Below are 19,097 nucleotides of genomic sequence, written 5' to 3' on the forward strand. Positions count from 1 at the left end.
CCATCCTGTCACCGTGTCCTGCCTCGACGAGTTCAACAGCGAGCCCGCCGACGCCGCCGTCGAGCAGCTGCGCGGCTGCAACGCCGCGCCGCGCTTCGCCGCCGAGCTGGTCGCCGGCCGCCCGTTCCCCGACGCCGACACCCTCGTCCGCCGGGCCGGGGAGGTGGCCCGGTCGCTGCCGTGGGACGAGGTGCAGCTGGCGCTGGCCGCGCACCCGCGCATCGGCGACCGGGTGGAGGGCTCCTCGGCCGAGGCGGCGGCCTCCCGCCGGGAGCAGGGCTCGATGGGCGGGGCCGACGACGACACCCGCGCGGCGATCGTCGAGGGCAACCGCGCCTACGAGGAGCGGTTCGGGCACGTCTACCTGATCCGCGCGGCCGGGCGCTCGCCGGAGGAGATGCTCGGCGAACTGCGCCGCCGGCTCGGCAACGACGACGACGCCGAGCAGGCCGAGGTGGTCGAGCAGCTCGCCCAGATCACCGAGCTGCGGGTGCGGGAGCTCGTGTCGTGAGCGTCTCCACCCACGTGCTCGACGCCGTCGCCGGGCGGCCGGCCGCCGGCGTCGCCGTCCGGCTGTTCGCGGGCGACGACCTGCTCGCCGAGGGCACCACGGACGCCGACGGCCGCTGCCGGCTCACCGAGGACGCCACCGTCGCCGGCCCGCACCGGCTGGTGTTCGCCACCGGCCCCTGGTTCGCCGGGCGCGGGGTGGACGCCTTCTGGCCGGAGGTGACGCTGACCTTCGCCGTCACCGCGCCCGCCGAGCACCACCACGTGCCGCTGCTGCTCTCGCCGTTCGCCTACTCCACCTACCGGGGCAGCTGAGGCGCGCCGGTTCCACGTGCAACACCGGCGCAGTGCAACACCGGCGCAGTGCAACACCGGCGCAGTGCAACACCGGCGCAACGGGTGTGCGGCAGGCTGCGCGCATGGCGATCGTGCTCGGACCCAACCAGTACGGGAAGGCGGAGGTCCGCGTCGTCGCGGTCGACCGCAGCTCCCCCCGGCACGAGCTCGTCGACCTCAACGTGAGCACCAGCCTGCGCGGGGACTTCACCGCCGCGCACACGCGGGGCGACAACGCGCACGTGCTGACCACCGACGCGCAGAAGAACACCGTCTTCGCCTTCGCCCGCGACGGCGTCGGCTCCCCGGAGGCGTTCGGGCTGCGGCTGGCCCGCCACCTGGCCGGGTCCTACGACTGGATCACCGGCGCCCGCGTGGCCGTGGAGTCCTACGGCTGGGAGCGGATCGCCGTCGGCGGGCAGCCGCACGACCACGCCTTCCGCCGGCCCGGCGGCGAGGTCCGGACGGCGGTGGCCACCGTGGACGGCGACGACGTGCACGTGCTGGCCGGCCTGTCCGACCTCGTCGTCCTCAAGACGACCGGCTCGGAGTTCTGGGGCTTCCCCCGCGACCGGTACACGACGCTGGCCGAGACCCGCGACCGCGTCCTCGCCACCGCGGTCACCGCGCGCTGGCGGTACACCCCGGCCGACGGCGCACCCGACGGCAGGGACTGGTCGGGCCTGCACGCCGGCGTCCGGACGGTGCTGCTCGAGGCGTTCGCCGCCACGCACTCCCTCGCGCTGCAGCAGACGCTGTACCGGATGGGCGAGGCGGTGCTCGAGGCCTTCCCCGACGTCGCCGAGGTGCGGTTGTCGATGCCCAACAGGCACCACTTCCTGCAGGACCTCTCGGCGTACGGCCTGGACAACACCCCCGGCTCGGACCACCCCGTCGTCTACCACGCCGACGACCGCCCCTACGGGCTCATCGAGGGCAGCGTGCTCCGCGACGACGTCCCGCCGGCCGAGGTCGCGTGGCTGGGCACGCCGGGCTTCTGCTGAGGTGGGGCCGTGAGCGACGAGCGCGAGGTCCTGACCTACGAGCTGTTCGGCACCGCGGCGCGGGAGCTGGCGCAGCAGGTCGCCGACGACGGCTTCGAGCCCGACCTGGTCCTGTCGATCGCCCGCGGCGGGCTGTTCCTCGGCGGGGCGCTGGGCTACGCGCTCGACGTCAAGAACCTGTTCGTGATGAACGTGGAGTTCTACACCGGCGTCGACGAGCGGCTGGACCTGCCGGTGGTGCTCCCGCCGACGCTGGACGCCGTCGACCTGACCGGCGCGAACGTGCTGGTCGCCGACGACGTCGCGGACACGGGCAAGACGCTGGAGCTGGTCCGCGACTTCTGCGCGGGCTACGTCTCCGACGTGCGGACGGCGGTCGTCTACGAGAAGCCGCGCTCGGTGGTCAGCTGCGACTACGTGTGGAAGCGCACCGACCGGTGGATCGACTTCCCGTGGTCGTCGCTGCCGCCGGTGCGCACCCGCAGCACCCGCCCGCCGCACTGACGGCCGTCGAGCCCGAACCGGTGACGCCGGAGAACGTGCGGGCGGTGTGCGAGCTCCTGGCCCCGGCGCTCTGACGGGCCCGGCGGTCAGCGCCGGGTGGAGACGGTGACGGTGAACCGGCGGTCGTGGGCGGCCGGGCGGGTCGGGCCGACCAGCCGCCGCAGCGCCGCCCGGTGCGGCAGCCGGTTGTTGTAGACCGCCCACAGCTCCCCGCCCGGCCGCAGCACCCGCGCCGCGGCGGCGAGCAGGCGGTCGGCGGCGGCGGTGACGACGGCGGCGCCGAGGTGGAACGGCGGGTTGCAGACGACGAGGTCCACGCTCGCGTCGGACACGGTCGCGGCGGCGTCGTCGCGCAGGACCCGCACCCGCTCCAGCCCGGCGCGGGCGAGCGTGGCCCGCGCGGAGGCGACCGCGGCGGCCGACTGGTCGGTGGCGGCCACCTCCAGGTCCGGCCGGGAGCGGGCGAGGACGGCGGCCAGCACGCCGGTGCCGCAGCCGAGGTCCAGGGCGGTGCGCGCCTCCGGGGCGGCGGCGTCGAGCGCGGCGACGAGCAGCCGGGTGCCCTCGTCGACCCGGGCCCCGGCGAACGCGGCGCCGTGCGCGCAGACCTCGAGGTCCAGGACGTCGTCGTGCCGGCAGCGGGGGAAGGACGGCGCGACGCCGGGTCGCGGCCCGCGGGCGACCAGCACCCGCGACTTCTGCCGGGCGAGGGTGGCCGAGACCTCGGCGAACCCGGTGCGCAGCACGTCGTTCATGCCGAGCGTCATGTGCTTGACCCGCCCGCCGACCAGCACGGTGACGTCCGGGGCGGCCGCCGCCGCGGCCAGCTCGGTCAGCTCCCGGAGCGCGTCGAGGGCCTTGGGCGCGCGGGCCAGCACGAGCGTCGCGCCGTCGAACAGGGCGGCGTCCAGGCTCCCCGGGCGGTGCGTGCCGCTCAGGCCGGTGCGCTCGGCGTTGAGGGCCAGGGCCCGCTCGCCGACCAGCAGGTCCTGGGCCACCCGGACGTCGCGCGCTCCGGCCGCGACCGCGCCGAGGGTGAGCGCGCCGTACGCGTCGTCGACGACGACCACCCGCTGCCCGGTCAGGTCCCCGGCGGTGTCGAGCAGCAGCCGGTCGGTGGCGTCGACGGCGACCAGGTCCGGCGCCTCGACGTCGGGCTCCCGCCGCAGCTGCGCGAGCACCTCGTCGGGGGTCACGTGGCGGCGACGAAGGAGGCGACGACGCGGCCCAGCTCCGGGCCGACGTCCTCCTGGAGGAAGTGCCCGCCGCCGCGCAGGGTCGTGTGCGGCACGCCCCGGGCGCCGGGCACCAGCCGCTGGAAGACGCGGTCGCCGCCGCCGGTGATCGGGTCGGAGTCGGAGAAGGCGGTGAGCAGCGGTTTCTCCCAGCGGGTGAGGACCTCCCACGCGGCCCGGTTGGCGGCCGCGGCGGGGTCGTCGGGCGCCGTCGGCACGAGGCTCGGGAAGACGCGGGCGCCGGCCTTGGACGCCTCGTCGGGGAACGGCGCGTCGTAGGCGGCGACCACCTCGGGCGGCAGGTCGGTGACCGTGCCGTTGGCGACGACCCGGCCGACGTCGAACGCCCGCGCGGTGGCGGCGAACCGCTGCCAGGCGAGGAAGGCCTCGCTCATCGGGGCGTCGCCGGTGGGCAGGCCGGTGTTGGCGACGACGACCCGCGCGAACCGGTCGGGGTGCTCCGCCACCAGGCGCAGGCCGACCAGCCCGCCCCAGTCCTGGCCGACCAGCGTGACGCCGGCCAGGCCGAGACCCTCGAACAGCGTCTGCCGCATCCACTCGACGTGCGCCGCGTAGCTGTAGGCGGCCGGGTCGGTGGGCTTGTCGGAGCGGCCGAAGCCGACCAGGTCGGGGGCGACGACGCGCAGGCCGGCGGCCGTGAGCTCCGGGATGACGTGCCGCCAGAGGAAGGACCAGGACGGCTCGCCGTGCAGCAGGACGACGACCTCGCCGGAGGCCGGGCCGACGTCGACCACCGCGACCCGCAGCGGCGTGCCGTCCCCGCCGTCGACGGTGACGTACGTGGGCGGGTACGGGAAGTCCGGCAGCGCGGCGAACCGCTCCTCCGGCGTGCGGACGACGTCCACGTGACCCTCCGGGGCTCAGACGCCGGGGAGGCCGACCGGGCAGCTCACGCCGGTCGAGTGCACCGGGCAGTACCCGTTCGGCACCTTGTGCAGGTACTGCTGGTGGTGGTCCTCCGCGTAGAAGAAGTCGCCGAGCGGGGCGATCTCGGTGGTGATGTCGCCGTAGCCGGCCTCGTGCAGCCGGGCCTGGAACCGGTCGCGGCTGGCGCGGGCGGCGGCCTCCTGCTCCGGCGTCGCGACGTAGACCGCCGAGCGGTACTGCGTGCCGACGTCGTTGCCCTGCCGCATGCCCTGGGTGGGGTCGTGGTCCTCCCAGAACACCGTGAGCAGCTGCTCGTAGCTGACGACGGCGGGGTCGAACACGACGAGCACGACCTCGGTGTGGCCGGTCCGCGCGGAGCAGACCTCCTCGTAGGTCGGGTTGGGCGTGTAGCCGCCCGCGTAGCCCGCGGCCGTGGACCAGACGCCCGGCACCTGCCAGAAGACCTTCTCGACGCCCCAGAAGCAGCCCGCGCCGAAGGCGGCGGTCCGCATCCCCCCGGGGAACGGCGGCCGGATGCGGTTGCCGTTCACCGCGTGGGTCTCCGGGACGTGCGGCAGCGGGTCGGGACGACCCGGCAGCGCGTCCTCCGGCGACACCGGCTGGGTCTTGTACCGGGAGAACGACATGATCCGAGCCTAGGACCGCCGCACCACCCGGCGGCGCGACCGCGTCCCGACGGCGGCAGGATCAGCCGCGGACCCGGATCGACGACGCAGGGAGCGACCGTGCCGATCACCGCCCGCGAGTGGCACCTGGCCGCCCGTCCCCACGGCGAGCCCACCCCCGACGACTTCCGGCTGGTCGAGGTCGAGCACCCGGACCCGGCCGAGGGCCAGGTGGTGGTGCGGATGGTCGCCATGTCGGTGGACCCGTACATGCGCGGGCGGATGCGGCTGGGCCCCTCGTACGCGGCGCCGTGGGAGGTCGGCGAGGTGATGAAGGGCGGCGCCGTCGGCCGCGTCGTCGAGTCCCGCTCCCCCGACGTGCCCGAGGGCGCGCTGGTGCTCACCGACGCCGCCTGGCGCGACGTCGCCGTCCTCGACGCCCGCGCGGTCCGGCAGCTGCCGGCCACCGAGGACCTGCCCCTGACCTACTCCCTCGGCGTCCTCGGGATGCCGGGGCTGACCGCCTGGGCCGGGCTGTTCCGGGTGGCCGCCTTCCGGGAGGGCGACGCCGTGTTCGTCTCCGGCGCGGCCGGGGCGGTGGGCAGCGCGGTCGGGCAGTTCGCGAGGCTGCGCGGCGCCTCGGCGGTGGTCGGCAGCGCGGGCAGCCCGGACAAGGTGGCGTGGCTGCGCGAGATCGGCTTCACCGCCGCCTTCGACTACCACGACGGGCGGGTGAAGGACCTGCTCGCGCAGGCCGCGCCCGACGGCGTCGACGTCTACTTCGACAACGTCGGCGGCGAGCACCTCGACGCCGCGCTGGGTGCGCTGCACGTGCACGGCCGGGTGGCGATCTGCGGCGCCATCTCGGGCTACAACGCCACCGAGTCGGTGCCCGGGCCGAAGAACTTCAGCTCGCTGATGATCGCCAAGCGGCTCGCGGTCACCGGGCTGCTCGTCGGCGACCACACCGACCTGCACGGCGAGTTCACCGAGACGGTGTCCGGCTGGATCCGGTCGGGACAGCTCGCCGTCCGCGAGACCGTCTACGAGGGCCTGGAGAACGCCGTGCCGGCCTTCCTCGACCTGCTCAAGGGGGCCAACACCGGGAAGATGGTCGTCCGGCTGGGGCCCGACCCGGATTGAGGCGGGACGGCACCGGGAAGGGGCCGGACATGTGGCTGCTCCTCACCCGCCGGCTGCGGGTCTGGTTCATCGTGACCGTCCTCGTCCCGCTGGGCACCGGGCTGCTCCGGCGTGCCGGGCTCGCCCTCGAGCGGCGGACCGGGCCGACCCAGCTCAGCCGCGGGCTGCTGCGGGCCGGCGACCTCGGCGACCGGGCGCGGGCGCGGCTGCGCGGCGGTGGCCGACGGCGCCGGTGACCACCGCGGAGCGGGTCCCGGCACTCGACCACCTGCCGGCGACCGCGCCCACCCGCGCGGTCGCCGTCTTCGCGCACGGGGGCACGGTGGCCAGCATCGAGCCGCCGCGGGAGCGCGCGCTGTCCCTGGTGCGGATGCGGGCGATCCAGGAGGCGGTGTCCCGCGCCGCGGCCGGGCGGGGCGTGGAGACCTACCTGGTCCGCTACCGCGTGGCGGGCTGGAACGGAGCCGCCGCCGACGCGCACGCCGACGTCCGCTGGGCGCTGGACCGCGTGCGTGAGCGGCACGGCGACGTCCCGGTGGTGCTGGTGGGGCACTCGATGGGCGGCCGGGCGGTGCTGCGCGCCGGCGACGACCCGTCGGTGACCGCGGTCTGCGGGCTCGCGCCGTGGACGCCGCCGGGGGAGCCGGTCGGCCACCTGCGCGGCCGCACCGTCGTCCTCGCCCACGGCCGCGGCGACCGCTGGGTGCCGGCGCGGCTGTCGGCGGACTTCGCCGTGCGCGCGCACCGGGCCGGCGCGCGGGTCGCGCGGTTCACCCTGCCCGGGGGGCACGGCATGGTGCGCCGGGTCGGCCGGTGGCACGCGCTGGTCCGCGACGTCGTCCTGGCCGGGGCCGGTCTGGCCCCGTGGCGCGCCGACCTGGAGGACGCGCTGGGCGCCCCGGACGGGGAGGGGCTCGCCGTCCCGCTGTGAGACCCGCGGCGGCACCGGGTAGGGGCCGCCGGTGGAGGAAGTGCTGGCCGACGTCGTCGGCGTCATGGTCGCCGTCGTCGAGGCGTGCGGGGCCGTGGTCATCGTCGTCGGCGCGCTGTGGGCCTTCGCCCGCTTCCTGTAGGTGGGGCTGCGCCGCGGCGGGTCGTCGGCCTTCGTGCCGGTCCGTCTCACCCTGGGCCGGTTCCTCGCCCTGGGCCTGGAGTTCCAGCTGGCCAGCGACGTGCTGCGGACGGCGGTCGCGCCGAGCTTCCGCGAGCTCGGGCAGCTGGCGGCGGTCGCGGCGATCCGCACGGCGCTGAACTGGTTCCTGTCGAAGGAGATCGCCGAGGAGCGGCGGCAGGTGGCCGAGGAGACCGGTGCGCCGGCGCCCGACCCGGCGTCGGCGGAGCACCGCGGGCGCGGGGTGTGACCTCGCTCGGCCCCGTTCCCGGGCTGCTGGCCCTCGGCGTCAGCGGGCTCGCCCTGGTCGCGGGGGTGGTGGCGCTCGCGAGCACCCGGCGCCCGCGCCTCGCCCTCGCGGTGTTCCTGGACCTGCTGCTCGCGGCGGGGCTGCTGCGCCTGGCCACCGAGCCGACGTGGTCGTCGGTGGGCACCGCGGCCGCCGTCGTCGCGCTGCGCCGGGTGATCGGCGCGGGCCTGCGGGCGGGCGGCCGGGCCCTGTCCCCGCCCCCGTCCCGCACGACCCCGGACAGGACCCGATGACCCATCCCCTCGGCGCCGGGCTGCGCCGCGTGCACCGCCCACCACACCGGCGAGGACGCCGGCGCCGTCCCGGTGCTGGCCCGGCGGTTCCCGGAGCTGCAGCCGGTGCTCGACGAGATGGCCGAGGACCACGTGGGGATCTCCGGCGTCCTCGCCCGCGTCGAGGAGCTGGCCGGCGAGCTGGCCGCGACCGGCTCCCCGGATCGGCGGCCGGCCTCCTGGGGGACCGGCCGCCGTCTCCTCAGGAGAACAGCGCGCTGTAGCCGTTGAGCGCGGGCTGGCCGCCGAGGTGGGCGTAGAGCACGGTCGACGACGGGTCGATCTCGCGGCGGCCGACCAGGTCGAGCAGCGCGGCCATCGACTTCCCCTCGTACACGGGGTCGGTGACCATGCCCTCGGTGCGGGCGGCGGTCTCCATGGCGCGGATCGTCGCCGCGTCGGGGATGCCGTAGACGCCGCCGTGGTAGCGCTCGTCGAGCTCGACGTCGTCGAGGGTCAGCTCGCGCTGCACGCCGATCGCCCGCGCCGTCCGCTGGGCGATGCGCAGCACCTGGTCGCGGGTCTCGGCGGGCTTGGCGGAGGCGTCGACGCCGAGCACCCGCCGCGGCCGGCCGCCCTGCTCCTCGAGCAGCGCGAACCCGGCGACCATCCCGGCCTGCGTGGACCCGGTGACCGAGCAGACGACGACGGTGTCGAAGAAGACGCCGAGCTCGGCCTCCTGCTGCGCCACCTCCAGCGCCCAGTTGGCGAACCCGTGCCCGCCGAGCGGGTGGTCGCTGGCGCCGGCCGGGATGGCGTAGGGCCTGCCGCCGCGCGCCTCGATCTCGGCGAGCGCGGCCTCCCAGCTCTCCTTGAACCCGATGCCGAACCCGGCCCTGACCAGCCGCACGTCCGCCCCGGCGAGCCGGCTGACCAGGATGTTGCCGACCTTGTCGTACACGGCGTCGGGCCAGTCGACCCAGCTCTCCTGCACCAGCACGCACGACAGCCCGGCGTGCGCGGCGACGGCGGCCACCTGCCGGGTGTGGTTGCTCTGCACGCCGCCGATCGAGACGAGGGTGTCGCAGCCCCGGGCGAGCGCGTCGGCGACGAGGTACTCGAGCTTGCGGGTCTTGTTGCCGCCGTAGGCGATGCCGGAGTTGCAGTCCTCCCGCTTGGCCCAGACCCCGGCGCCGCCGAGGTGCGCGGTGAGCCGGTCCAGCCGGTGCACCGGCGAGGGGCCGAACAGCAGCGGGGTGCGGGGGAAGTCAGCGAGGGTCGTCATGGGGGTCCTCCAGTTCGGACAGCAGGGCCGTCCAGATCTCGGTGGTGGTGGCGACGGCGGCGTCGACGTCAGCGGCCTCGCAGGCGGCGATCAGGCGCTCGTGCAGGGCGACGGACCCGCGGCCGTGCGCCGCGGCGAACCGGGCCCGCTCCAGGCGGCGGACGGCGGGGGTGAGCCGCTCGACGGTCGCGGTCAGCGCGGTGTTGCCGGCCCGGTCGAGCAGCACGCCGTGCAGCTCGTCGTCGGCGGCCAGCGCCGCGTCGAGGTCCCCGGCGTCCACGGCCGCGGCGAAGCGCTCGTTGGCCGCGCGCATCGCGGCGACGTCGTCGCCGGTCACCCGGCCGGCCGCCTCCCGGGCGGCCAGCTCGTGCATCGCCCGGACGACGACGGCGGCGTCGTGCACCTGCCGCGGCCGCAGCGGGGTGACCCGCGTGTGGCTCTGCGGCTTGGCCTCGACCAGCCCCTCGTCGACGAGCTTGGCCAGCGCGGCACGCACCGGCGCCACCGACAGGCCGAGGCGGGTGGCCAGCTCGGTGTCCTTGACGACGGCGCCGGGCGCGAGGTCGCCGCTGACGATCGCGGACCGGATGCGGGCCAGCGCCTGGTCGCGCAGCAGCACCCGTCCGACGGGCACGAGCGGAGCGGTCACAACTGACATCTCAGATGTCAGATGTCGTGGCGTCAACCCCCGGGCGCCTTCCGCGCGCGGAAGGCGGGAAACCGGCGCCCGGTGGCAGGCGCGGGCCTCGTCGGGGCGGGGGCCGGGCCGCACGATCCCGGACATGGACTGGAACACCGAACCCGCCGACGCGGCTGCGCACTTCGCCCGCCGGCTGACCGTGGAGACCGACGTGTCCGACGTCCACGCCGCGCTGCGCTCGGGTGAGCCGGGCTTCGTGCTGCTGGACAGCCGCAGCGGGGAGGCGTGGGACCAGGGGCACGTGCCCGGCGCCGTCCACCTGCCCGGCCGCGAGGTCGCCGCGCGCGCGGAGGCCGAGCTGGACCGGTCCGTCCCGGTGGTCACCTACTGCTGGGGCCCCGGCTGCAACGGGGCCACCCGCGCGGCGCTGGCGCTGGCGCTGCTCGGCTACCGGGTGCGGGAGATGATCGGCGGCTTCGAGTACTGGGCGCGGGAGGGGCTGCCGGTCGAGACCGCGGACGGCCTCACCCGCCCGGACGTCGACCCGCTGACCGCGCCGGTCAGCTGCGGGTGCTGAGGTCGGGGACGTCGTCGTCGGCCAGGCGGGCCCACAGCAGCTCGTCGTGCTTGACGCCGTCGCCGTAGCGGAACGAGCGGCGCAGCCGGCCCTCGAAGGTGAACCCGGCCTTCTCCGCCACCCGGCCCGACGCCGGGTTCTCCACCGCGTGCACCAGCTCGACCCGGTCGACCGGCAGCGCGGCGAAGCCCCAGCGCAGCGCGGCGTCGACGGCGCGGGGGGCCACCCCGCGGCCGCGCGCCGCCGGCACCGTCCAGTAGCCCACCTCGGCGTCGCCCTGGTCGAGGTCGATCGAGTGCAGGTTGACCGAGCCGAGCAGCTCGCCGCCGGCGGCGTCGACGACGGCCCAGGCGGCGATCCGCCCGCTGCTCCAGTCGGCGCGGCGGGCCACCCAGATCCGCGCGTCCTCGAGCGTTGCCACCCGGCCCGGGTTGCTCCACACGGTCGTGGCCGGGTCGGTGAGCGCGGCGTGGACGGTCCCGGCGTCGCCGGCCCGCCACGGGCGCAGGCGCAGCGGGCCGGCGGGCACCTCGACGGGGGCGGGGACGACGTCGGTCACGCCCCCGATCGTGCCGGAGGGCTCAGTCCTCCCCGGAGCCCGGCTCGGCCATCTTCCGGTTGAGCTTGGCCGCCACGTTGCCCGGCGTGATCGCCGACAGCCGGCCCATCGCCTTGCTGGCCAGCGACCCGGCGAACACCGACGCCTCGCCCTTCATCAGGCCCTCGAAGCCCTGCCGGGCGACCTGCGCCGGGTCGTCCTTGGCGTCGGTGGCGCCCAGCCGGGTGTCGGTGAGGTCGCCGCGGTCGAAGAACTCGGTGTCGGTGGGCCCGGGCAGCAGGGCGGTCACGCTGACGCCGCGGTCGGACAGCTCCTCGCGCAGCGACAGCGCCAGGTGCTGGGTGAACGCCTTGCTGGCCCCGTAGACGGCCTGGAAGGGCTGGGGCGCCTGCGAGGCCACCGACGAGGTGATGAGGATCCGGCCCTCACCACGGGCGGCCATGTCCTGCGCGACGGCCTTGCCGACGTGCACCGTCGACCCGCAGTTGAGCGCGACGATCTCCAGCTCCCGCGACAGGTCGGTGTCGGTGAACGCCCCGCCGACGCCGACCCCGGCGTTCAGCGCGGCGGCGGCCAGCGGACGACCGGCGCCGCGGACGGCCGCCACCAGCAGCTCGCAGCCCTCGTACCGCGACAGGTCGGCGCGGACCGGCGAGACGTGCGCCCCCAGGCCGCGCAGCGTCTCGGCGGCGGCGTCCAGCTCGTCGTCCTCGGCCGCGACGATCAGGTCGAAGCCGTTCTCGGCGAACTGTCTGGCCAGCTCCAGGCCGATGCCGCTGGAGGCTCCGGTGACGAGGGCGAGGGGGCGGTCGGTGGGCAGGGTCACGGGGACTCCCGGGGGTCGGTCGCGGGCTGCGGTCGCCCCGGTCATGCCCGGTCCGGCGGGGACCGACCCATCCGCTCAGACCGCGACGGAGACCCCGATCCCGCCGCGGGTGTCGGCGCCGTGGCGGGCGATCTCGGCGTCGAGGTCCAGCGGGCGGGTCGTCATGGCCTGCGCGCGGACGTCGTCGGTGACCCGGTCGGCGGGGAGCAGCCAGGAGACCTCGAACTCCAGGCCGTCGGGGTCCTGGGCGTAGAGGGCCTTGGTGGTGGCGTGGTCGGAGGCGCCGACCAGGGCCCCGGCGGCGGCCAGGGCGTCGCGGACCCGGGCCAGCTCGGCGAGCGTGTCCACCTCCCAGGCCAGGTGGTACAGCCCGACGGTCGAGCGGCCGGCCTGCGACGGCCCGGCGCCGGCCCCGGCGGCGAACAGGCCGAGGTCGTGGTCGTTGGTCGACGCCTCGGCCTGCAGGAACACCGCCCGGCCGGGGATCTCCGCCTTGACCCGGAAGCCGAGCACGTCGCGGTAGAAGGCGGTGCTGCGCTCGACGTCGCGGACGTGGAGGACGGCGTGGTTGAGGCGCTGGACCGGCATCGCGGGCTCCTGGTGCGGGGAGGACGGGTGCACCTCCGCGGAGGTGCGCACCCAGTGTGCGCGGGGATCGATGAACGTTCAAGCAGTTGCGCGGCGGGACGACGGGGTAGGGGGCCCGGCATGGACCACTCACGCGCACCCGTCCTCGAGGCCCTGCAGGAGTTCCGCCGACGCGGCGACGTCGTCTACGGCCCGCCGGGGCACAAGCAGGGCCGCGGCGTGGACCCGCGGGTGCTGGAGGTCGTCGGTGCCGACGTCTTCCGCAGCGACGTCCTGTCGCTCAACGGGCTCGACGACCGGCGGGAGTCGCAGGGCGTGGTCACCCAGGCCGAGGACCTCATGGCTGACGCCGTCGACGCCGACCGGGCGTTCTTCTCCACCTGCGGCAGCTCGCTGTCGGTCAAGAGCGCGATGATCTCCGTGGCCGGGCCGGGCGAGACCATGCTGGTCAGCCGCAACGCGCACAAGTCGGTGGTCGCGGGGCTGATCATCAGCGGCATCCGGCCGGTCTGGGTGCACCCGCACTTCGACGCCGAGCGGCAGCTGGCCCACCCGCCGGAGCCCGAGGACGTCCGGCGCGCGCTCGACGCCCACCCCGAGGCCAAGGGCATGCTGCTGATCACCCCGACCGACTGGGGCACCTGCGCCGACGTCGCCGGCGTCGCCGAGGTGCTGCACGGGCGGGACCTGCCGCTGATCGTGGACGAGGCCTGGGGCGCCCACCTGCCCTTCCACCCCGACCTGCCGGCCTGGGGCATGGACGCCGGCGCCGACGTCGTGGTCACGAGCGTGCACAAGATGGGCGGGGCGGTCGAGCAGTCGTCGGTCTTCCACCTCCGCGGCGACCGGGTGGACCCCGACGTGCTCAAGCAGCGCGAGGACCTGCTGGGGACGACGAGCTCCTCGGCGCTGGTCTACCTGACCCTCGACGGCTGGCGGCGGCAGATGGTCGAGCACGGCCGCGAGCTGCTGGGCGCGGCGATCGAGCGGGCCGGCCGGGTCGCGGAGGCGGTCCGGGGCACGGCGGGCCTCCGCCTCATGGGCCGCGAGGTTGTCGGCCCCGGGATGGCCTTCGACCTCGACCCGCTGGTGCTCACGATCGACGTCCGGGAGCTGGGGATCACCGGCTACCAGGCCGGGGACTGGCTGCGCGCCGAGCGGCACGTCGACATCGGCTCGGCCGACGCCTGCCGGATCAGCGCCCGCCTCACCCACGCCGACGACGACGCGACGGAGGCGACGCTGGTCGAGGCGCTGCGCGCGCTCGTCGACGGCGCGGGCTCGATGGAGCGCCCGCCGCGGGTCGACCTGCCCGAGCCGCGCGCCCTGGAGCTGGAGAACGCCATGACCCCGCGGGACGCCTTCTTCGGCCGCGTCGAGCAGGTGCCGATCGCGGAGGCGGCCGGCCGCGTCGTCGCGGAGATGATCAGCCCCTACCCGCCGGGCGTGCCGGTGCTCGCACCGGGCGAGCGGGTCAGCCAGGAGGCGCTGGACTACCTGACCAGCGGGGTCGAGGCCGGGATGCTCGTCCCCGACGCGGCCGACCCGACGATGAAGAGCCTGCGGGTCGTCATCGAGTGAGTGGGCACCGCAGCGAGCGCCGGCGAGCGAGGAGCGGAGCGAACGGGCCGCGGAGCGGCGGGATGAGCACCGAGTGAGTGAGCATCGCAGCGAGCGCCGGCGAGCGAGGAGCGGAGCGAACGGGCCGCGGAGCGGCGGGATGAGCACCGAGTGACGGTCACGGTCGCGGTCGACGACGCCCTGCGCCCGCTGCTGCCGGCGCGGGACCGGGCGTCGGGCCGGCGGGTGCTCGCCGCCGACCCCGACGCGACCGCGGGCCACCTGGTGCAGGCCGCCGGCGTCCCGCTGACCGAGGTGGGCGAGCTGCTCGTCGACGGCGTCCCCCTGTCCCGGGACGCGCGGCCGCCGCCGGGCGCGACCGTCGTCGTCCGTCCCGTCCCCCGGCCCCAGCCGGTGCCGCCCGGGGGCTTCCTGCTCGACGTCGGGCTGGGCGCCCTGGCCCGGCGGATGCGGCTGCTGGGCCTGGACGCCGCGTGGTCGCCGGAGGCCCGCGCCCCGGACGCCGACGACGCCGAGCTGGTCGCGGCCGCCGTCGCCGAGGACCGGGTGCTGCTCACCCAGGACCGCGGGCTGCTCATGCGCCGCGCGCTGGCGGCGGGCGCCTGGGTGCGCGGCGCGGCGCCCGACGAGCAGCTCGCCGACGTCCTCGACCGCTTCCGCCCGCCGCTCGCACCGCTCACCCGCTGCCCGGCCTGCAACGGCGTGCCGGTCGCCGTCGACGCCGCCGCGGTGGCCGGCGAGCTGGAGCCGGGCACCCGGCGCACCGCGACCGACTTCTCCCGCTGCCCGGACTGCGGCCGCGTCTACTGGCGCGGAGCGCACGCCCGCCGGATCGACGCCCTCGTCGAGCGCGCGCGGCGGCTCACCGCCGGCTGACCCAGGACAGCCTCACCTCGGCCCGCGGGGGCCACGTCCTGGCCCCACCGTGACACCCGGGGCGGGCAGAGCGGGGGGCAGGAACCCCCGTCCCGTCCCCTGCGAGGCCCCCGTGTACCTGTCGAAGACCGAGGCCGCCGTCCTGCCGACGACGCTCGTCGGCACCCCCAGGACGCCCCCGCCGGCCGCCACCGGGCGCCGGCGCGTCTGGCCGCTGCTCGGCCCGGCCTTCGTCGCCGCCGTCGCCTACGTCGACCCGGGCAACTTCGCCACCAACTTCTCCGGCGGCGCCTCGTTCGGCTACACGCTGCTGTGGGTGATCGTCGCGGCCAACCTCATGGCGATGCTCATCCAGAGCCTCACCGCCAAGCTGGGCCTGGCCACCGGCCGCGACCTCGCCACCAACTGCCGGGAGCGGCTGCCGAGGCCGGTCACCTGGGGGCTGTGGCTGCAGGCCGAGGCGGTCGCCATCGCCACCGACCTCGCCGAGATCGTCGGCGGCGCGGTGGCGCTGAACCTGCTGTTCGGCGTGCCGCTGCCGATCGGCGGGGTCATCACCGCCGTCGTCGCCTTCGTCCTGCTCGGCGCCCAGTCGCGGGGGCACCGGCCGTTCGAGCGGGTCATCACCGGGCTGCTGCTGGTCATCGGCGCCGGGTTCGCCTACACGCTGGTCGGGTCGGGGATCGACGTCGGCGGGCTGGCCGGCGGCATGGTGCCCTCCTTCGACGGCCCGGAGAGCCTGGTGCTGGCCGCGGGCATCCTCGGCGCCACGGTCATGCCGCACGTCATCTACGTGCACTCCGCGCTGACCCCGGGCCGCTACGGCGACGTCGTCACCGCGGGCCGGACCGAGCAGGGACGGCGCCGGCTGCTGCGGGCCCAGCGGATCGACGTCCTGGTGGCCATGGGGCTGGCCGGGCTGGTCAACGCGGCGATGCTGGTCATCGCCGCGCAGCTGTTCACCGCCGACGACGGCATCGCGTCGCTGGAGAGCGTGCACGCGGGCCTGGGCGACCAGCTCGGCGCCGGCGCGGCGCTGGCCTTCGCCGTCGCGCTGCTGGCCAGCGGGTTCGCCTCCTCCTCGGTCGGCACGCACGCCGGGCAGGTCGTGATGGCCGGGTTCCTCAAGCGGCACGTCCCGGTGCTCGTCCGCCGGCTGGTCACCCTCGCCCCGGCGCTGGCCGTGCTCGTCCTCGGCGGCGACCCCACCACCGCGCTGGTCTGGTCGCAGGTCGTGCTCAGCTTCGGGATCCCGTTCGCGCTGGTGCCGCTGCTGTGGCTGACCAGCCGCCGCGACCTCATGGGCGGCTGGGTGAACCGGCGCGTGACCACGGTGGCGGGTTCGGTGGTCGCCCTGCTGATCATCGGCCTCAACGCCCACCTGCTGGTGGGCCTGGTCCTCTGAGCCGGCCGCGGGCCTCAGGCGGGTTCCGGGACCCCGCCGGGGTCACCGCCGGGATCGTCCGGCGTCGGCTCGACCGGCGCCGGCGGCAGGGGCTCCGGCGCGTCGGGGAGCAGCTCGCCCGGGTCGTCGGGGACCGGCTCCGTCGGGTCGATGACCGGTTCCGGTTCTGGGATCGGCGAGACCATCCGCCGAGTCAACCAGCGGGTCCGGTCAGGCGCGACGGGTCAGGAGCGGGCGGCGGCGAGGTCGGCGGTGGCCCGGACGTCGTCGGCGGTCGGGGACGCCCTGGCCGTCGTCGGCCACCGGCTGGACCGGCTGTCCGGCCCGCGCGCCGGGGACTGATCAGGCGACCGCCGTCCCCAGCACGTGCGGGCTGGCCGGCACCCGGACGCGCGCGGGCGGGAAGTCGAAGCGCCGCACCCGCCGCACCGTGAAGCCTGCGCGCTCGATGTCGGCGACCTGGTCGGTGGCGGTGTGGCAGCCCCCCGCGAACAGCGGCCAGACGGTGGCGTCGACCAGGCGCTGCACCCGCCGCAGCCGCCGGTCCTCGGCGACGGTGTGCTCGAGGAACCGCAGCTCCCCGCCGGCACCCAGCACCCGGCGCAGCTCGCCGAGCGCCCCCGCCCGCTCCCGGATGCTGCACAACACCAGGCACAGCACCGCGGCATCGGCCGCGCCGTCGGGCAGCGGCAGCGCGTCGGCCGTGCCGGCGTGCACCTCGACGGCGACACCGGCCGTCCCCGCCGCCCGCTCGGCCGCGGCCCGCAGCCGCGGCTCGGGCTCCACCGCGACGACGCGGGTGACCGCCGGCGGGTAGTGGCGGAAGTTCAGCCCGTTGCCGCACCCGACCTCGACCACCACGCCGGTCAGCCCGGCGAGCAGCTCGCGGCGCAGGTCGGCCATGCCGGCCTCCTCGAGGCGCCGGCTCACCCGGTTGTAGCAGCGGCTGAAGACGGGGCGGGGGCGATCGGTCGCCATGCGGCACGGTCCCGGCGACGCCGGGACCGCGTCAAGCGGGCAGGCGCGTCGACCAGGTGGACAGCCCGCCGGCGCGCACGAAGCCGAGCGCCTCGTTGACCGCGACCATCGGCCGGTTGGTGTCGGAGTTGTACGTGCTGATCCGCCGGACCTCGGGCAGCGTCGCGGCGAGCTCGCGCAGGACCGCGGTCTTCACGCGGGCGCCGAGGCGGTGGCCGCGGTGCTCGCGCAGGACCAGGGTGGCGCCTTGGTGGGCGCGCTCGGGCTGCGCGAGCGGCACGTGCAGCTCGGTGAAGGCGACCAGCCGGCCGTCCCGAACCGCGCCGGCGGACAGGACGGTGCGGCCGCGGTCCAGGACGACGGTCTCCTGCTCCCGGACCCGGGCGGCGTCCCAGTCCTCCTCGCCGACCGGCACGTCCCCGCTCGGTGCGTCCGTCGACATCCGGCGGCCGAGCAGCGCCCGGTCCTCGAGCAGCCTGTCCGGCGTCCGGTCCCGCCAGGTGAGCACCTCGTAGCCGGCGCTCGCGGCGGCCGCCCCGGCCTCCAGGGCCGCCAGCCGGTCCTCGTCCACGGGCAGCAGCAGGTCGCGGCGGATCTCCTGCAGGCCGCAGGTCCACCCGTGCGCCTGCGCGAAGGCGCGGCCGGCCGTGCCCGGCCCGGGCTCGTCGACCTCGGCCACCAGCGACGAGCGCCCGGCCGCCGCGGCCAGCCGCGCCGCCTCCGCCAGCAGCGCGGTGCCGACGCCGCGCCGGCGGGCGGCGGGATGCACGGCGACGTCGACGTACGCCACCGAGGTGTTGTCGCGCACCGGCAGCAGCAGGCGCAGGGCGCCGACGACGGCGCCGTCGGCGACCGCGGCCCGGTGGGTGCCCCGCAGCGCGCCGCCCGGGGTGGTCAGCCGCCGGCCCAGCGCGACGTGGTCGCTCGCCGGCCGCGGGGCCTCGCCGGGACGGTCGGCGCGCTGCGCCGCCGCCCAGACCCCGCACCAGGCGGCGAACCGGGCGTCGTCGGGGCCGGTCCGCACGATCTCCACCCGTCCGTCCTATCGGGGGGCGCAACGGGATTCCCGCGGGCGGCGGGGCTCAGGCGGGCCAGGTACCGGCGAAGTGGTGCACCGGGCCGTGGCCGGAGCCGATGCCCAGCGACTCCCCCGCCTGCAGCGCCCGCTGCAGGAAGTCGCGGGCCTGCTCGACCACCGGCTCCCAGCGCCCCGGCCCGCCGACGCCGCGGGCCACCAGCGCCGCGATCGCCGAGGACAGCGTGCAGCCGGTGCCGTGGGTGGCGGTGGTGTCGACCCGCGGCCGCCGGGTGACGACGACGCCGTCGGCGGTGGCCAGGACGTCGACGCTCTCCGCCCCGCCGAGGTGCCCGCCCTTGGCCAGCACCGCGCCGGGCCCGAGCTCCAGCAGCGCCTCCGCCTGGGCGGCGAGCTCGTCAACCGAGGTCGCGGGCGCGGTGTCCAGCAGCGCGGCCGCCTCGGGCACGTTCGGGGTGACCAGCTCGGCCACCGGCAGCAGCTCCGTGCGGACGGCGGCGATCGCGTCGTCGTCGACCAGCCGGTCGCCGCTGGTGGCGACCATGACCGGGTCGACGACGAGCGGCCCGGCGGCGCGACCGGCCAGGGCCGCGGCGACCGCCCGGACGACGTCGGCGGTGCCGAGCATGCCGGTCTTGGCCGCGTGCACGGTCACGTCGTCGAGCAGGGTGCGGACCTGCTCGCCCACGAACGCGCCGGGCACGGGGTGCACGCCGGTGACGCCGCGGGTGTTCTGCGCGGTCAGCGCGGTGAGGACGGCGGTGCCGTAGACGCCGAGCGCGCTGAACGTCTTGAGGTCGGCCTGGATGCCGGCGCCGCCGCTGGGGTCGCTGCCGGCGACGGTCAGCGCCACGGGCACCCCCGCCC

At 76.5% G+C, this 19,097-nt stretch carries 25 protein-coding genes; 14 read left to right on the forward strand and 11 right to left on the reverse strand.

Annotated elements, in window-relative coordinates; all coding sequences use genetic code 11:
- Positions 1 to 13: 13 nt before the first annotated feature.
- The 4 genes from uraD to ACI79Z_RS06355 all read left to right on the forward strand — a co-directional run bounded on the left by uraD (position 14) and on the right by ACI79Z_RS06355 (position 2,354).
- Positions 14 to 511: a 2-oxo-4-hydroxy-4-carboxy-5-ureidoimidazoline decarboxylase gene (gene uraD / locus ACI79Z_RS06340; RefSeq protein WP_456902079.1), complete on the forward strand. Its 498-nt coding sequence runs from the start codon at positions 14 to 16 to the stop codon at positions 509 to 511.
- Positions 508 to 825 (forward strand): hydroxyisourate hydrolase, encoded by a 318-nt coding sequence (gene uraH, locus ACI79Z_RS06345; RefSeq protein ID WP_387991258.1) that lies wholly within the window; start codon positions 508 to 510, stop codon positions 823 to 825. The genes uraD and uraH overlap by 4 nt, the downstream gene beginning before the upstream one ends.
- 104 nt (positions 826 to 929) lie before the next feature.
- Positions 930 to 1,850, forward strand: coding sequence for a factor-independent urate hydroxylase (pucL, locus tag ACI79Z_RS06350; RefSeq protein WP_456902080.1), 921 nt, complete (start codon positions 930 to 932; stop codon positions 1,848 to 1,850).
- Positions 1,851 to 1,859: 9 nt separating this feature from the next.
- Entirely contained in the window at positions 1,860 to 2,354 is a 495-nt protein-coding gene (locus ACI79Z_RS06355) for a phosphoribosyltransferase (protein ID WP_387991264.1), read from the forward strand.
- A gap of 86 nt (positions 2,355 to 2,440) precedes the next feature.
- Here the strand turns inward: ACI79Z_RS06355 and ACI79Z_RS06360 are convergent, their stop codons facing one another.
- The 3 genes from ACI79Z_RS06360 to msrA are packed head-to-tail and all read right to left on the reverse strand — an operon-like array spanning position 2,441 to position 5,124.
- Positions 2,441 to 3,550: a class I SAM-dependent methyltransferase gene (locus ACI79Z_RS06360; RefSeq protein WP_456902081.1), complete on the reverse strand. Its 1,110-nt coding sequence runs from the start codon at positions 3,548 to 3,550 to the stop codon at positions 2,441 to 2,443.
- Entirely contained in the window at positions 3,547 to 4,455 is a 909-nt protein-coding gene (locus ACI79Z_RS06365; protein ID WP_456902082.1) for a haloalkane dehalogenase, read from the reverse strand. Before ACI79Z_RS06365 ends, ACI79Z_RS06360 begins: the two co-directional genes overlap by 4 nt.
- Positions 4,456 to 4,470: 15 nt before the next feature.
- Positions 4,471 to 5,124 carry a peptide-methionine (S)-S-oxide reductase MsrA gene (msrA, locus tag ACI79Z_RS06370; protein ID WP_456902083.1) on the reverse strand — a complete coding sequence of 218 codons (654 nt, stop codon included), beginning with the start codon at positions 5,122 to 5,124 and terminating at the stop codon, positions 4,471 to 4,473.
- A gap of 99 nt (positions 5,125 to 5,223) precedes the next feature.
- Between msrA and ACI79Z_RS06375 the strand changes: the two genes are divergently transcribed.
- The 6 genes from ACI79Z_RS06375 to ACI79Z_RS06400 all read left to right on the forward strand — a co-directional run bounded on the left by ACI79Z_RS06375 (position 5,224) and on the right by ACI79Z_RS06400 (position 8,170).
- Positions 5,224 to 6,246, forward strand: a complete 1,023-nt coding sequence (locus tag ACI79Z_RS06375) for an NADP-dependent oxidoreductase (protein ID WP_456902084.1) — start codon at positions 5,224 to 5,226, stop codon at positions 6,244 to 6,246.
- A 29-nt stretch (positions 6,247 to 6,275) separates the two neighbouring features.
- Positions 6,276 to 6,482, forward strand: a complete 207-nt coding sequence (locus ACI79Z_RS06380) for a hypothetical protein (RefSeq protein WP_387991279.1) — start codon at positions 6,276 to 6,278, stop codon at positions 6,480 to 6,482.
- A complete protein-coding gene (locus tag ACI79Z_RS06385) occupies positions 6,479 to 7,177 on the forward strand; it encodes a serine aminopeptidase domain-containing protein (protein WP_387991281.1) in 699 nt (232 codons plus the stop codon). Before ACI79Z_RS06380 ends, ACI79Z_RS06385 begins: the two co-directional genes overlap by 4 nt.
- Positions 7,178 to 7,319: 142 nt before the next feature.
- A complete protein-coding gene (locus ACI79Z_RS06390; RefSeq protein WP_456902085.1) occupies positions 7,320 to 7,607 on the forward strand; it encodes a DUF1622 domain-containing protein in 288 nt (95 codons plus the stop codon).
- A complete protein-coding gene (locus ACI79Z_RS06395; protein WP_387991287.1) occupies positions 7,604 to 7,900 on the forward strand; it encodes a DUF1622 domain-containing protein in 297 nt (98 codons plus the stop codon). The genes ACI79Z_RS06390 and ACI79Z_RS06395 overlap by 4 nt, the downstream gene beginning before the upstream one ends.
- A gap of 72 nt (positions 7,901 to 7,972) precedes the next feature.
- On the forward strand, positions 7,973 to 8,170 hold the full coding sequence (locus tag ACI79Z_RS06400) for a hypothetical protein (RefSeq protein WP_456902086.1): 198 nt from the start codon (positions 7,973 to 7,975) through the stop codon (positions 8,168 to 8,170).
- On the opposite strand, the gene ACI79Z_RS06405 is transcribed toward ACI79Z_RS06400, so the two are convergent.
- Together ACI79Z_RS06405 and ACI79Z_RS06410 are read right to left on the reverse strand one after the other, a co-directional pair.
- Positions 8,142 to 9,164 carry a 1-aminocyclopropane-1-carboxylate deaminase gene (locus ACI79Z_RS06405; RefSeq protein ID WP_456902087.1) on the reverse strand — a complete coding sequence of 341 codons (1,023 nt, stop codon included), beginning with the start codon at positions 9,162 to 9,164 and terminating at the stop codon, positions 8,142 to 8,144. The genes ACI79Z_RS06400 and ACI79Z_RS06405 overlap by 29 nt on opposite strands.
- The gene (locus ACI79Z_RS06410; protein ID WP_456902088.1) at positions 9,148 to 9,813 is read right to left on the reverse strand and encodes a GntR family transcriptional regulator; all 666 of its coding nucleotides are present in this window, start codon (positions 9,811 to 9,813) and stop codon (positions 9,148 to 9,150) included. The genes ACI79Z_RS06405 and ACI79Z_RS06410 overlap by 17 nt, the downstream gene beginning before the upstream one ends.
- A gap of 133 nt (positions 9,814 to 9,946) precedes the next feature.
- Between ACI79Z_RS06410 and ACI79Z_RS06415 the strand changes: the two genes are divergently transcribed.
- Positions 9,947 to 10,381 carry a rhodanese-like domain-containing protein gene (locus ACI79Z_RS06415; protein WP_387991298.1) on the forward strand — a complete coding sequence of 145 codons (435 nt, stop codon included), beginning with the start codon at positions 9,947 to 9,949 and terminating at the stop codon, positions 10,379 to 10,381.
- Here the strand turns inward: ACI79Z_RS06415 and ACI79Z_RS06420 are convergent.
- The 3 genes from ACI79Z_RS06420 to ACI79Z_RS06430 all read right to left on the reverse strand — a co-directional run bounded on the left by ACI79Z_RS06420 (position 10,365) and on the right by ACI79Z_RS06430 (position 12,354).
- The gene (locus ACI79Z_RS06420) at positions 10,365 to 10,940 is read right to left on the reverse strand and encodes a GNAT family N-acetyltransferase (RefSeq protein ID WP_387991301.1); all 576 of its coding nucleotides are present in this window, start codon (positions 10,938 to 10,940) and stop codon (positions 10,365 to 10,367) included. The two genes, ACI79Z_RS06415 and ACI79Z_RS06420, sit on opposite strands and share 17 nt — an antisense overlap.
- 22 nt (positions 10,941 to 10,962) lie before the next feature.
- Positions 10,963 to 11,766, reverse strand: a complete 804-nt coding sequence (locus tag ACI79Z_RS06425; RefSeq protein WP_456902089.1) for an SDR family NAD(P)-dependent oxidoreductase — start codon at positions 11,764 to 11,766, stop codon at positions 10,963 to 10,965.
- 75 nt (positions 11,767 to 11,841) lie between these two features.
- On the reverse strand, positions 11,842 to 12,354 hold the full coding sequence (locus ACI79Z_RS06430; RefSeq protein WP_387991307.1) for a VOC family protein: 513 nt from the start codon (positions 12,352 to 12,354) through the stop codon (positions 11,842 to 11,844).
- A gap of 120 nt (positions 12,355 to 12,474) precedes the next feature.
- Here ACI79Z_RS06430 and ACI79Z_RS06435 point away from each other — a divergent pair, with 120 nt between their 5' ends.
- The 3 genes from ACI79Z_RS06435 (at position 12,475) to ACI79Z_RS06445 (ending at position 16,216) form a co-directional block, all read left to right on the forward strand.
- Positions 12,475 to 13,935, forward strand: coding sequence for an aminotransferase class I/II-fold pyridoxal phosphate-dependent enzyme (locus tag ACI79Z_RS06435; protein ID WP_456902090.1), 1,461 nt, complete (start codon positions 12,475 to 12,477; stop codon positions 13,933 to 13,935).
- Positions 13,936 to 14,085: 150 nt separating this feature from the next.
- Entirely contained in the window at positions 14,086 to 14,811 is a 726-nt protein-coding gene (locus tag ACI79Z_RS06440) for a Mut7-C RNAse domain-containing protein (protein ID WP_387991312.1), read from the forward strand.
- A 112-nt stretch (positions 14,812 to 14,923) separates the two neighbouring features.
- Positions 14,924 to 16,216, forward strand: coding sequence for an Nramp family divalent metal transporter (locus tag ACI79Z_RS06445; RefSeq protein WP_456902091.1), 1,293 nt, complete (start codon positions 14,924 to 14,926; stop codon positions 16,214 to 16,216).
- A gap of 342 nt (positions 16,217 to 16,558) precedes the next feature.
- On the opposite strand, the gene ACI79Z_RS06450 is transcribed toward ACI79Z_RS06445, so the two are convergent.
- From ACI79Z_RS06450 to thiD, 3 genes are read right to left on the reverse strand one after another with little or no spacing between them, the layout of a single operon-like run.
- The gene (locus tag ACI79Z_RS06450; protein WP_456902092.1) at positions 16,559 to 17,194 is read right to left on the reverse strand and encodes a class I SAM-dependent methyltransferase; all 636 of its coding nucleotides are present in this window, start codon (positions 17,192 to 17,194) and stop codon (positions 16,559 to 16,561) included.
- 31 nt (positions 17,195 to 17,225) lie between these two features.
- Positions 17,226 to 18,227, reverse strand: a complete 1,002-nt coding sequence (locus ACI79Z_RS06455; protein ID WP_456902093.1) for a GNAT family N-acetyltransferase — start codon at positions 18,225 to 18,227, stop codon at positions 17,226 to 17,228.
- Positions 18,228 to 18,276: 49 nt separating this feature from the next.
- On the reverse strand, positions 18,277 to 19,083 hold the full coding sequence (thiD, locus tag ACI79Z_RS06460; protein ID WP_456902094.1) for a bifunctional hydroxymethylpyrimidine kinase/phosphomethylpyrimidine kinase: 807 nt from the start codon (positions 19,081 to 19,083) through the stop codon (positions 18,277 to 18,279).
- Between the last annotated feature and the right edge of the window lie 14 nt (positions 19,084 to 19,097).

The sequence above is a fragment of the Geodermatophilus sp. SYSU D00663 genome, from assembly GCF_054050655.1.

Bases quoted from the DNA above. Each gene is read 5' to 3' on its own strand.
- pucL (WP_456902080.1), top strand. From the start codon at position 930: ATGGCGATCGTGCTCGGACCCAACCAGTACGGGAAGGCGGAGGTCCGC.
- msrA (WP_456902083.1), bottom strand. From the start codon at position 5,124: ATGTCGTTCTCCCGGTACAAGACCCAGCCGGTGTCGCCGGAGGACGCG.
- ACI79Z_RS06380 (WP_387991279.1), top strand. From the start codon at position 6,276: ATGTGGCTGCTCCTCACCCGCCGGCTGCGGGTCTGGTTCATCGTGACC.
- ACI79Z_RS06405 (WP_456902087.1), bottom strand. From the start codon at position 9,164: ATGACGACCCTCGCTGACTTCCCCCGCACCCCGCTGCTGTTCGGCCCC.
- ACI79Z_RS06415 (WP_387991298.1), top strand. From the start codon at position 9,947: ATGGACTGGAACACCGAACCCGCCGACGCGGCTGCGCACTTCGCCCGC.
- ACI79Z_RS06430 (WP_387991307.1), bottom strand. From the start codon at position 12,354: ATGCCGGTCCAGCGCCTCAACCACGCCGTCCTCCACGTCCGCGACGTC.
- ACI79Z_RS06435 (WP_456902090.1), top strand. From the start codon at position 12,475: ATGGACCACTCACGCGCACCCGTCCTCGAGGCCCTGCAGGAGTTCCGC.
- ACI79Z_RS06450 (WP_456902092.1), bottom strand. From the start codon at position 17,194: ATGGCGACCGATCGCCCCCGCCCCGTCTTCAGCCGCTGCTACAACCGG.